This window comes from Dyella sp. SYSU CM1112 (genome assembly GCF_058216415.1).
Genome location: NZ_JBZEGI010000002.1, coordinates 418,788 through 430,569 on the forward strand (window position 1 = coordinate 418,788; position 11,782 = coordinate 430,569).

General features: G+C 60.2%; 11 protein-coding genes. 7 read left to right on the top strand and 4 right to left on the bottom strand.

Annotated features, from left to right (window positions below):
* Positions 1 to 88: 88 nt before the first annotated feature.
* The 3 genes from ftsX to AC4HNJ_RS04915 form a co-directional block, all read right to left on the bottom strand.
* Entirely contained in the window at positions 89 to 1,060 is a 972-nt protein-coding gene (gene ftsX / locus AC4HNJ_RS04905) for a permease-like cell division protein FtsX (protein WP_490478405.1), read from the bottom strand.
* A complete protein-coding gene (gene ftsE / locus AC4HNJ_RS04910) occupies positions 1,057 to 1,734 on the bottom strand; it encodes a cell division ATP-binding protein FtsE (RefSeq protein WP_490478406.1) in 678 nt (225 codons plus the stop codon). Before ftsE ends, ftsX begins: the two co-directional genes overlap by 4 nt.
* A gap of 112 nt (positions 1,735 to 1,846) precedes the next feature.
* Positions 1,847 to 3,517, bottom strand: coding sequence for a DEAD/DEAH box helicase (locus tag AC4HNJ_RS04915; RefSeq protein ID WP_490478407.1), 1,671 nt, complete (start codon positions 3,515 to 3,517; stop codon positions 1,847 to 1,849).
* A 356-nt stretch (positions 3,518 to 3,873) separates the two neighbouring features.
* Here AC4HNJ_RS04915 and trxA point away from each other — a divergent pair, with 356 nt between their 5' ends.
* The 6 genes from trxA to AC4HNJ_RS04945 all read left to right on the top strand — a co-directional run bounded on the left by trxA (position 3,874) and on the right by AC4HNJ_RS04945 (position 10,754).
* Entirely contained in the window at positions 3,874 to 4,200 is a 327-nt protein-coding gene (gene trxA / locus AC4HNJ_RS04920; protein ID WP_490478408.1) for a thioredoxin TrxA, read from the top strand.
* Positions 4,201 to 4,356: 156 nt separating this feature from the next.
* Positions 4,357 to 6,120 (top strand): transcription termination factor Rho, encoded by a 1,764-nt coding sequence (gene rho / locus AC4HNJ_RS04925; RefSeq protein WP_490478409.1) that lies wholly within the window; start codon positions 4,357 to 4,359, stop codon positions 6,118 to 6,120.
* Between the two features lie 199 nt (positions 6,121 to 6,319).
* Positions 6,320 to 6,985 carry a response regulator gene (locus AC4HNJ_RS04930; protein ID WP_490478410.1) on the top strand — a complete coding sequence of 222 codons (666 nt, stop codon included), beginning with the start codon at positions 6,320 to 6,322 and terminating at the stop codon, positions 6,983 to 6,985.
* Positions 6,986 to 7,179: 194 nt separating this feature from the next.
* The gene (locus AC4HNJ_RS04935; protein WP_490478411.1) at positions 7,180 to 8,541 is read left to right on the top strand and encodes a sensor histidine kinase; all 1,362 of its coding nucleotides are present in this window, start codon (positions 7,180 to 7,182) and stop codon (positions 8,539 to 8,541) included.
* A 210-nt stretch (positions 8,542 to 8,751) separates the two neighbouring features.
* Positions 8,752 to 10,119 (top strand): glutamate--cysteine ligase, encoded by a 1,368-nt coding sequence (locus tag AC4HNJ_RS04940; protein WP_490478412.1) that lies wholly within the window; start codon positions 8,752 to 8,754, stop codon positions 10,117 to 10,119.
* Positions 10,116 to 10,754 (top strand): LysE/ArgO family amino acid transporter, encoded by a 639-nt coding sequence (locus AC4HNJ_RS04945; protein WP_490478413.1) that lies wholly within the window; start codon positions 10,116 to 10,118, stop codon positions 10,752 to 10,754. Before AC4HNJ_RS04940 ends, AC4HNJ_RS04945 begins: the two co-directional genes overlap by 4 nt.
* Here AC4HNJ_RS04945 and AC4HNJ_RS04950 read toward each other — a convergent pair.
* The gene (locus AC4HNJ_RS04950; RefSeq protein WP_490478414.1) at positions 10,741 to 11,226 is read right to left on the bottom strand and encodes a DoxX family protein; all 486 of its coding nucleotides are present in this window, start codon (positions 11,224 to 11,226) and stop codon (positions 10,741 to 10,743) included. The two genes, AC4HNJ_RS04945 and AC4HNJ_RS04950, sit on opposite strands and share 14 nt — an antisense overlap.
* Positions 11,227 to 11,504: 278 nt before the next feature.
* Here AC4HNJ_RS04950 and bufA2 point away from each other — a divergent pair, with 278 nt between their 5' ends.
* Positions 11,505 to 11,774 (top strand): BufA2 family periplasmic bufferin-type metallophore, encoded by a 270-nt coding sequence (bufA2, locus tag AC4HNJ_RS04955; RefSeq protein WP_490478415.1) that lies wholly within the window; start codon positions 11,505 to 11,507, stop codon positions 11,772 to 11,774.
* The last annotated feature ends 8 nt before the right edge of the window (positions 11,775 to 11,782 follow it).

An 11,782-nucleotide genomic window follows, 5' to 3' on the forward strand; every position in this document is an offset into this window, starting at 1 on the left:
CGCCCCCTGCGCCCGTAGCACATTTGCTTATAGTGCCTCAGGATACCGGCAAAGGGTTGCGAACCGCTTCACTGCCTGTTGCAGCCTGTTACGCCGCTCGGCGTAGCTGCCATGCACTCACCAGGCGCGCCCCCAACCAGCCAAGGAGCGCCGCCGCTACCGGCACAGCCAGCAGCAGCCACGGCGGCAAGCCCCCTACATGTAGCTTCCCTCCGTAAACCTGGCTGAGGCGCGCCACAGGATCAGCCAATGCAGCTTCGATCGCCAACGCGAGCGCAACGGCTAGCACACCGCTAAACAATCCGTACCAGACTCCCGCATAAAGATAAGGGCGACGCACGAAGGCACGACTGGCACCGATCAGTTTCAATACGCCGATTTCCTCGGCACGGCTGGTGATATCCACTCGCACGGTGTTGCCAACTACCAGCAGCACCGCCAGCGCGAACAATCCACCCAAGATGATGACGGCGCGATTACCAACCGCCAGCAAGGCATCCAGACGTTGCCGCCATGTGCCGCTGTCCTGCACCATGTCAACGCCTTGCATGCCGCGAAGGTCATCCACGAGATGGTCTGCAGCGTCGGCAGTAATGCCGTCTTGCGGCTGCACTTCGAGTACATAAGGCAGCGGATTGTCGTCGAGCGCATGCAACGCCGCCGAGAAACCTTGCATCTTGCTCAGCTCATCCATGCCTTGCTGAGGCGACTTGATGGTGACGTGGCTGACTCCGTCATGTTGCCCGATCTGCTTGGCGAGCAGTTGCGCATTGCTGATCACTTGATCAGGTTTGAGGAAGACATTGATTACCTGATTGCGTCCCAGCGCGTCGCCCAGCGACTGCACATTCGAAAGCAGCAGAAAAAACGCCAAGGGCAACGCCAGCGCCAAGCCCATGACTGCGATGGTGAGCAAACTACCCACTGGCTTCGACGCAAGCCGGCGCAAGCTCGCTGCAGCGCTCCAGCCATGATGCTCTCGCCAGCTGGAAACAGGTCTACGATGGCTCCGTTCGCTGCGAGGAGGCGGCGCCGGCTGAGTCTCGGTCGAGGCGCTCATAGCACCTCCTCGGCCGCGACGTCGGCCACGAGACGACCATGATCAAGCACGATCACCCGTTTTTTCATGCGCTTGATCAAGGGCAGATCGTGACTGGCGATCAACACGGTAGTTCCTACCTGCTGAAACTCCGCAAACAAGGCCATGATTTCCACTGCCAGCTGCGGATCAAGATTACCGGTCGGCTCGTCCGCAATCAGCACACTCGGCTTGGCGACAATGGCGCGGGCGATGCCTACGCGCTGCTGCTCACCGGTCGACAACGAAACAGGCAATTGACGCTCATAATCGAGCAGACCCACTTTCTCCAATGCAGCGCGTACCCGGCGCCCGCGCTCCTGCGGCGTGATACCACCAATCACCAGCGGCAATTCGACATTGGCAAAAACAGTACGGTCCATGAGCAGGCGATGATCCTGGAACACCATTCCCAGGCTGCGGCGCAGCTTCGGAATACCACCCTGGCCGATCTTGGAAAGATTCTGCCCATCGAGGGCGATATATCCATGCGAAGGCCGTTCGATCAGCGCCAGCAGTTTGAGCAATGTGCTTTTACCGGCGCCCGAATGCCCCGTCACAAAGGCCATTTCTCCCTTGGCAACCTCGAACGTAAGCTGCGAAAGGGCCTCATGTCCCCCTTCATAACGCTTGCCGACCTGATCGAAGCGGATCACCGCGTTCCCCGTATTTCACCCGAATATGGCGGCAAGGATAAGGGAACGACCGGGGTTATGTGCATCCTCGCCGAATGCATCGTCGTATTTTCCCGGCAATGCGTGCGGAGGTTCAGCGTCCGGTAAACAGCCGCGCCAAGCGTTGGAAGAAACCTTGCTTCTTGGGAGCTGTTTGTTCGCCGGAGGGCGACTGCGCCACAACCTGCCGTGACGGCCGATTATTGCTGGCAGCAGCGGAAGCGTTGACAGCCACGTCGGTCACCGGCCCACTGCCGGAACGGTGACGGCCACGGCCACCCCGACGACGGCGCTTGCCTTGACCGTTCGACACACCCTCCTGCGAAGGTGCCGGGCTTGATGCGGCCTGAATACCACCGCCCGACTTGGGCGCCGCGGATTCCGCACGCGGTGTGCTATGGCGAGGACGACTGTCGCGGCGCTGTTCCTGCGCACCCGGGCGTTCGCCTCTACGTCCACCACCAGCATTGCGACGACGCGACTCTCCGGATTTGGGGCCCTCAGTATTGCGAGGCGTGACCTTGTCGCCGAAGGCTGCACTGTCGGCTGCGGCATCGGCGGCGAATTGTGCATCCACCTGCTTCGGTTCCGGCATCACCAGCAATGCCGGCTCCATCGTCGCCACGGGAATCTTCTGACCGATGTACTCCTCGATATCCGGCAAGGACATCGCGTACAGGTCACAGGCAAAACTGATGGCATCGCCTTCGGCACCGAGACGCGCCGTGCGCCCGATGCGATGCACATAATCTTCCGCATCCTGCGGCAGGTCGTAATTGAATACATGGCTGACCGCCGGAATGTGCAGGCCGCGAGCGGCTACATCCGTGCATACCAGCACGTCGAGCTGACCATCCTGGAACCGCTGCAGCAGCTTCTGGCGCTTGAGCTGCGGCACGTCGCCGGACAAGGCACCTACCCGATAACCCTGCCTTTTTACACGATCGGTGATCCGCTCCGCCGCCGCCTTGGTATTGACAAATATGATGCTGCGCGACGCTGCTGCACGCTCCAGCAGGTTCAGCAGCAGCGGCATCTTCTCTTCCTTGGCCGGGAAATAAACCTGCTGCCGCACGCGATCGGCGGTGACATTGTCGGTTTCCACTACCAGCTTTTCGGCATTGTGCATATGCTCGTAAGCGAGCTCGAGCACGCGATGCGAAAGTGTCGCGGAGAACAACAGCACCTGGCGCTGTTCGCGCACAGGCAGCCGGCGGAAGATAAAGCGAACGTCCTTGATGAAGCCGAGATCGAACATGCGATCGGCTTCATCGATCACCATGACCTCGACGCCGGTGAAACCGAAGACGTTCTGCTTGTAGTAATCGAGCAGTCTCCCCGGGGTGGCAATGATGATGTCGCACCCATCCTTGAGCAGTTGCCGTTGCTTGTCGTAGTCCACTCCGCCGTAGATGAGCGCGGTGCGTAGCCCGGTATAACGCCCGATATTCCTGGCGTCCTTTTCAATCTGGATGGCCAGCTCGCGCGTCGGCGCGATCACCAGTGCGCGGGGATCTGCGTCCTTGCGCTCGGCCACCGCAGGTTGGGTGAGCAGGCGATTCATCAGGGCTACCAGGAAGGCGCACGTCTTGCCGGTGCCTGTTTGCGCTTGCCCAGCCACGTCGCGACCGGTCAGAGCAACCGGGAGCGTCAACGCCTGGATGGGAGTGCAGCGCGCAAAGCCGGCCTCGTCGAGCCCTTTCTGCAGCAGCGGATGCAAGTCGAATTGCGTGAAGAATATTTCGGTAAGTACAGTTTGTGGCATGAAGGGGAGTCTGATAGGGATCGGCAGCAAGGTGCTCGATCCGGTCCCGCGGCCAGTCTGACAACCTTGGGACAGGTGGATGAATGCGACGCGCCAAGCGGCAGCGCCGGAAGCAACACGTTCACGCCGGCATAGGTGAAACGGCTCGCAAGCAGCCTCACCTATGCCAACCGAACGCATCGTAAGATGCCCTTGAATCGCTTGAATCGCGTCCCGACTTAGGCTGGAATGGAAACCCTGCCGCAACGGCACCGCTTCCAATCCCGGATCGACCCGCGCCTCATGGGCACTTACTAGTGTACCCGATGAACCGCACCCGGTCTTACCCCCTACCCGACTTGCCCCTGGAGACTACGGTGAGCGAATTGATTACCCACGTAAGTGACGATGCCTTTGAGCAGGAAGTGCTGCAGTCCGATACCCCCGTCCTGCTTGATTTCTGGGCCGAATGGTGTGGCCCGTGCAAGGCCATCGCGCCGGTGCTGGACGACCTGGCCAAGCAGTATGAGGGCAAGCTGCGCGTGGTGAAGCTGAACATCGACCACAACCAGAAAACCCCCCGCACCTATGGCGTGCGCGGCATTCCGACACTGATGGTCTTCAAGAACGGCAAGGTGGAAGCCACACAAATCGGCGCCGTGAGCAAAGGCCAACTGGTCCAGATGATCGATAAGACAATCTGAGACACCTCCCATACGACCGTCGCTGCAGCCGCCCTTTACGGCGCTGCGCGACGAGTGCTAGATTCTCTTCAGTTGGGGCTGTCCTGCCCCTCGGCGCGTTTCCGCGCAACGCTCGTCCTCCCTTCTGTCATCAACGGCGCCCCGTGAGGTTTGCCCGTGTCCGATATCGAAAGCAAAGATCAGTCCGACGCCATCCGCGCCGAAACCAAACCTGTAAGTGAAACGCCTACCCGCACTCGTTCGCCACGACGATCCGCGGCGGCAGCCAGTCATGCCAGCCCGCCGAGCGAGCGATCCGCCGAGGCGGCTATGCCTCCCGCGGAGCGTCCTGCTCCTTCGACCGAGGTGCGTTCCGAGGCACCCGCGCCTCCCGTCCCGGCCCAGGAGCCACTGCGCTATGGCAATGAAGGCCAGGAGCTGCGCGAAAATCCTTATAGCGCCAACAACGGCAATGGCAACGGTGCTCCCCAACCGCAACACCAGGGGCAAGGCCAGGGTAGCAATGAGCGGCGTAATGACCGCAATGATCGTAATGACCGCAATCGCCGTCGCCGCCACGAGCGGGGTCAACGGCCGCCGGGCCAGGGCGGTCAGCCACGCAATCCGCATGGCCTTCCAGTAGACGACGACAATGCTGACATCGGCAGTAATGATCGCGTCATCAACCTGACCGAGCTGAAGCGCAAGAGCCCGGTCCAGCTGCTGGAATTCGCCGAATCGCTCGGCATCCAGGAAGGCGTCGCCCGCCAGCGTCGCCAAGACGTGATCTTCAATATCCTCAAGGCCCACGCCCGTTCGGGTGGCGGCATCTGGGCTGAAGGTGTCCTGGAAATCCTGCAGGATGGTTTCGGCTTCCTGCGTTCGGCCGATGAGTCCTATCTGGCCGGCCCCGACGATATCTACGTGTCGCCCAGTCAGATTCGCCGCTTCAACCTGCGCACCGGCGATTACATCACCGGACGCGTGCGTCACCCCAAGGAAGGCGAGCGCTATTTCGCGCTGCTCAAGGTGGACGACATCAACGGCGATCCGCCGGAAGCATCGAAGAACAAGATGCTGTTCGAAAACCTGACGCCGCTGTTCCCGCGCAAGGCCTTCAAGCTCGAACGCGGCAATGGCTCGACCGAGGACATCACCGGACGCATCCTGGATCTCGTCGCCCCCATCGGCCGCGGCCAACGTGGCTTGATCGTGTCGCAGCCGAAGTCCGGTAAGACGATGATGCTGCAGAACGTGGCACAGGCGATCCAATACAACCATCCCGACGTTCACCTGATCATGCTGTTGATTGACGAACGTCCGGAGGAAGTGACCGAAATCGCACGCACCGTGCGCGCCGAAGTGATCAGCTCCACCTTCGACGAGCCAGCCGTGCGCCACGTGCAAGTCGCCGAAATGGTGATCGAACGGGCCAAGCGCCTGGTTGAACACAAAAAAGACGTAGTCATCCTGCTCGATTCGATCACGCGTCTTGCGCGCGCCTATAACACCGTGGTGCCGAGCTCCGGCAAAGTGCTCACCGGCGGCGTAGATGCCAACGCGCTGCAGCGTCCCAAGCGCTTCTTCGGTGCTGCGCGCAACGTGGAAGAAGGCGGCTCGCTTACCATCATCGCCACCGCGCTGATCGATACCGGCAGCAAGATGGACGAGGTGATCTACGAAGAGTTCAAGGGCACCGGCAACATGGAGGTGCACCTGTCCCGCCGCATTTCCGAGAAGCGTGTTTATCCAGCCATCGATATCAACCGTTCCGGTACGCGCCGTGAAGATCTGCTGATCGATCCGGATCTGCTCGCCAAGATCTGGATCCTTCGCAAGCTCTTGCACCCGATGGATGAGCTCGCAGCGATGGAATTCATGCTCGATAAGATGAAGAACACCAAGTCCAACGACGAGTTCTTCAATTCAATGAAGCGTTGAGTTCCTGATTGCAGACATGGGAAAGCCGCCGCAAGGCGGTTTTTTCATGTCTCCTGAAAAGCTCATTCACGCGTCCCGCAGATGCCGAACCTTACGGCAGCATTTCGCCAATCGCGTCTGCTGCGTATCCGCTGGAAAAACGAGGGATTAGCGGCTTATTAGCTGATACGCTTTTGCAACTTCCTGCCTATTCATCCGTATGCGCATCCTGCTAGTTGAAGATGATCCCCTGGTATCCGACGCCATCGTCCGCGGGCTGGCAACAGCCGGATATGTGGTTGATGCCGTTGTCGATGCCGAATCTGTTCAGGGACGCCTGGACACTTCGCACTATGACCTGGCGATCGTCGACCTGGGGCTGCCTGGCGAGGACGGTTTCACGCTGGTGCGCCGCCTGCGCAAGGAAGGAAGTCCATTGCCGTTGTTGATCGTGACGGCTCGCGACGGGCTGGACGATCGCGTCAATGCACTCGACCTGGGTGCCGATGACTACCTGGTAAAGCCGTTTGCCCTGCCTGAGCTCGCTGCCCGCTGCCGCGCACTGATTCGACGCGCTACCGCCGCCACCTCCAATGAGATGGCAGTAGGACGCCTGCGCATCGACCTCGCCGGCCGCCGCGCCATGGACGATACCGGACGCGTACTGGAGCTCACCCGGCGCGAATGGTCGATTCTGGAATGTCTTGCACATCACAGCGGTCGCGTGGTCAGCAAGGAACGCCTGATTCAGGCCATCGTGAGCTGGGATGAAGAAATTTCCGGTAACGCGATCGAAGTACATGTGTCGCGACTACGCGCGAAACTAGGCGATGCGGCGACAGTACGTGGCATTCGCGGACTCGGCTATCGCCTGGATGACGCGTAAGAATCCGCTTGGTGGCTGCACGTAGCTCGCAGAAACACTGAACAGGCTCAAGCCCGGACTAAAGCATGCCCACCCTTCCAAGATCCAAGCGCGCACCGAGCATTCGCACAGGATTACTCGGCTATTTGCTCCTGCCACTTGTGCTCCTGTTGGTGGCAAGTATCTGGGCTGACCATCGGACTTACGTCACTCCCATGTATGAAGTTTTCGACCGCGCGCTATCGCGTACGGCGGTCGCCATCGCAGCGCATGTCCAACGCGCTCCTGACGGCAAACTCTATGTGGAAGAACCCAACATTCCCTTCCATGGTCCTGGCGCGCACCCTCCTCCGCCCCCCGATGCGCCCTTCAGGCGAGGGCCTCCGGCGCATTTCGGCGATCGAAACAAACCGATGTCCTGGATGCGGTTATATCCGGGAGCCCGCGACAGTTTCTTATACCGTATCAGCACCCCGGATGGCCGAACGCTTGGCGGCGATGACGGCTTGCCCATTGCGCAAGGAACCGTGATCGACAACCTGGCTTATGCCGATGCGCTCTACAAAGAGTTACCGCTGCGCATCGTCAGCTACCACACTCAAGTGGGCAATCTGCCGGTAGTCGTAACCGTCGGCGAAACGGTGCACCGCCGTGACAGAGTGGTGCACCGGCTTGATACCGTCATCGGCCTGAGCGATGGCATCCAGCTCTTGCTGGTACTTGGGTTGTGTCTGTTCGGCATTACCGTGGCATTGCGGCCGATCAATCGTTTACGCGAGCGCATCGCCCACCGCGAACCCCAATCCCTGCAGCCACTCCCCTTGGAACCGGTTCCTGGCGAAGTGCGTCCATTAGTGGAGTCGCTCAATACGCTACTCGTGACAGTGCGCGATTCCGCCGTGGCGCAGCAGCATTTTCTGACGAATGCAGCGCATCAGTTACGCACCCCGCTTACCGGTTTGAAAGCGCAGCTGGAGGTGCTGGCCAATGAAACCCAGGATGCCATTCAGCAAGAACGCATTTCTCGTCTGCAAGGAAGCGTGGATCGCCTGGCTCACACCACTAACCAGTTACTTGCGCTTGCGCGCGCCGAACCATCGACGCACAACCCGGGTGATTTCGTACCGATCCAGCTCGACGCACTGATCGGCATCGTGGCCGACGCCCTACTTGATCGGGCTCTTGCTCGCGATATCGACCTCGGGGCAGAGTGCACGCCGGTGCAGGTACCCGGCGTTCATTGGCTGCTGCACGAGCTCCTGATCAACCTGGTCGACAACGCCGTGCGTCACACACCCAACGGCGGCTGGATCACGCTGCGGTGTGGCGTCCACGATGACGTGCCCTACCTGGAAGTCGAAGATAGCGGCCCCGGCATCCCAGTGACCGAACGCGAACGCGTGCGTGAACGCTTCTACCAGGCAACCGGAAGCGATAGCCAGGGGAGTGGCCTGGGCTTGGCCATTGTCGAAGAAATAGCCCGCAGCCACCGCGCGCGCTTTCAGATTCTGGACGCCCGCGAAGGTACGGGAGCGCGCATGCGCGTAGAGTTCCCCGCAACAGACACGAACGAATAGCGGGCGAAAAACGCACGGGCCCGCTCAAGCCGTTGCCTTCCTTTCCTGCTCTTACGGCTTTCCTGGACCGAGCGCTGTACATGCTCTCGCACCGCTCGGCAATGACCAATCCTGTAGCTGTACTGTCACGTACATTTTTTTTCATCTCCCCCCTTTTCGGAGCGACGCGAAGCCTCCATAGTCGGGGGCTATCCCCGTGAGGCTTGCCCTGTGTCCATTCCTAGTGCCGTCAAAAGCACCCCGATTTACGGCCGCCAGCAGCTGATCGACTACCTTGCGGCGGGAGAGAAGCCGCGCGATGCCTGGCGCATCGGTACCGAGCATGAAAAGTTCGGTTTCCGCACGGATGACTTACGTCCCCCTGCATTTGAGGGCGAGCGTGGTATCCGTGCACTCTTGGAGGGTATCGCCGCGCGCCATGGCTGGGACATTGTGCGCGAAGGGGACACCCCGGTGGCACTGGTCCGCGACAAGGCCAACATCACACTGGAACCAGCCGGTCAGTTGGAGCTCTCGGGCGCGCCCCTGGAAACCATCCACCAGACCTGTTGTGAAGTGAACAAACATCTGGATGAAGTGCGTGATGTCGCCGATGGCCTGGGCTTGGGCTTTCTTGGCATGGGCTTCCAGCCGAAGTGGCGCCGCGAAGAAATGCCATGGATGCCCAAGGGCCGCTACAAAATCATGCGCGAGTACATGCCCAAGGTCGGCACACTAGGCCTGGATATGATGACGCGCACCTGCACGGTTCAGGTGAATCTGGACTTCAGCAGCGAAGGCGACATGGTACGGAAGTTCCGCACCAGTCTCGCCTTGCAGCCCATTGCGACTGCCCTGTTCGCCGACTCCCCATTCACCGATGGCAAGCCCAACGGCTACCTGTCGTATCGCTCTCAGGTATGGACCGACACCGATCCCGATCGCACCGGCATGCTCGACTTCGTCTTCGAAGACGGCTTCGGCTATGAGCGGTACGTGGACTACATGCTCGATGTCCCGATGTATTTCAGTTACCAGGATGGCCGTTACATCGATCTCGCCGGAAAGGACTTCAAGCGCTTCATGGCCGGTACGCTTGCCGAGCTGCCCGGCACACATGCCACGATGAAGGACTGGGCCGACCATCTCACTACTGCCTTTCCCGAAGTGCGCTTAAAGCAATATCTGGAAATGCGTGGAGCCGACGGTGGCCCATGGAACCGCCTGTGCGCGTTGCCGGCATTGTGGGTCGGACTGCTTTACGACGACGAGGCCCTGCAGGCAGCGTGGGACCTGATCAAGAACTTCACGCGTGAGGAACGACACGCCCTGCGTGATGGCGTGCCAAAGCACGCCCTCACGCTGCCCTTCCGCCATGGCACGGTGCGCGACCTTGCTCGCGAAACCTTGCAGATCGCCGCCCACGGCTTGAAGCGCCGCCAGCGACTCAACCGTCTCGGTGCCGACGAAAGCCTCTTCCTTGCACCGCTCATCGAGATCGTGGACGCCAACCAGACTCCCGCTGAGCGCAAGCTGGAGCTGTTCCACGGTCCGTGGAAAGGCAGCGTGGACCCGGTCTTCAAGGAATTTGCCTATTGATCTCCGCTGCGTCGTCGCACGCGCCGTTCCTGGCAGGTTTGTTGCTGGGAGCATCGCTGATTGTTGCCATCGGAGCGCAGAATGCGTTCGTACTGCGACAAGGGTTGTTGCAGGCGCATCGACTTCCGGTGGCGCTATTTTGCGCCCTTTCCGACGCCGTGCTCATCGCGGCAGGCGTGGGAGGCTTGGGCATTGCCGTCGGCCGCCATCCGCACCTGTTAGCCCTTATTGCCTGCGCTGGCGCCCTGGCATTGCTTTGGTACGGCGTAAAAGCCCTGCGGCGCGCATTGCATCCAGCAGTGCTGACGCCGGATATGCACGGCAACACCCGCAGCATGTGGCAGGTCATCGCGACATGTGCCGGCTTTACCTGGCTTAATCCCCACGTCTACCTGGACACCGTACTGCTGATCGGCAGCCTGGCCTCAGCATGGCCGCTCATGTTGCCGCGCCTGTTGTTTGCAACAGGCGCGGCAACAGCTTCCTTCATCTGGTTTTTTGCGCTCGCCTACGGTGCCCGCCTGCTTGCACCCTTATTCCGCAGGCCCATGGCATGGCGAGTGCTGGATGTGGTCATTGCGATCGTAATGTGGAGTATTGCCAGCAAGCTATTGCTGTCGTTTATCGTGCGCTGATGCCTTCTGCGCCATCGCGCGTGCGTATACCCAACCAACGCGCTACCAGCGTATCCAGACTGATCTTGCCCGGGCCGGCCATCAGCAACCAGAAGAAAATCAGCATGTAGACCACTTCGTCAGCCTCGACGAAATCGTCCAGTCCCATCAAATTGCTGGATACCACCAGGGTCACCGCCACGATCATGTTGATGATCATCGGTATGGTTACCAGGCGCGTGAAGAGACCCAGCATCAAGAGCAAACCGCCCACCAATTCCGTCCACGCGGAGAGCGCAGCGCTGAATGCAGGAAAGGGAATGCCCCACCCCATGAAGCGCTGGGTGAACCCATCCAGGTTATGGACCTTGGCGATGCCGGTCTCCAGCCAGAAGTAGCCGAACACCAGTCGTAATACCAGCGGCCCCAGCCAACGCCAGTTGTAAAGGATCTCGAGCAGGCGCGAGGCCTTCGCCGCTATGAAATGACGCATCGCACATATTCCTTTGAATGAAGTGAGCGCATGATGCGTGGGCTCATCCAACCCCGCCATGTCCGGACGTCCAGGCTTTCTTGCCCAAGGTCCTGTGGCGATGAGAACCGCGATGGGACGGACGATCGGGCATAAAACCGGGATGCATGGGCGCAGCCAGTGAAGGAATGGAGCAGCACAATGCAGCCGTTCGAATCGCCAGGCCAGCGATGTCTGGATATCGAACGACTATCCCCAAAGCCGCTTTGCGGCGAACACTACCTCTTGGAGCCTGAGTTATGAACATCAAGACCGTCAATGCCAGTGCCATGGCCATCATGGTGGCCGGCCTGTTCGCCGCCGCTGCGGTATCTGCTGCGCCCGTCGGCGCCCCCGCAGGTGATCATGCCATGATCAAGTGCGTGAACTCTTCTTCCTGTAAGGGACAGGGCGCCTGCAAGCAGGCCACCAACTCCTGCAAGGGTCAGAACTCCTGCAAAGGCCAGGGTTTCACGATGCAGAAGACCCAGGCTGACTGCGCCGCTGCCCAGGCCGCTGTGAAGAAGTAATAGGTTTG

What these genes read in the sequence shown, in the direction of transcription:
- ftsX (WP_490478405.1), bottom strand. Translation starts at nt 1,060, where the DNA reads ATGAGCGCCTCGACCGAGACTCAGCCGGCGCCGCCTCCTCGCAGCGAA.
- AC4HNJ_RS04930 (WP_490478410.1), top strand. Translation starts at nt 6,320, where the DNA reads ATGCGCATCCTGCTAGTTGAAGATGATCCCCTGGTATCCGACGCCATC.
- bufA2 (WP_490478415.1), top strand. Translation starts at nt 11,505, where the DNA reads ATGAACATCAAGACCGTCAATGCCAGTGCCATGGCCATCATGGTGGCC.
- AC4HNJ_RS04915 (WP_490478407.1), bottom strand. Translation starts at nt 3,517, where the DNA reads ATGCCACAAACTGTACTTACCGAAATATTCTTCACGCAATTCGACTTG.
- AC4HNJ_RS04935 (WP_490478411.1), top strand. Translation starts at nt 7,180, where the DNA reads ATGTATGAAGTTTTCGACCGCGCGCTATCGCGTACGGCGGTCGCCATC.
- AC4HNJ_RS04950 (WP_490478414.1), bottom strand. Translation starts at nt 11,226, where the DNA reads ATGCGTCATTTCATAGCGGCGAAGGCCTCGCGCCTGCTCGAGATCCTT.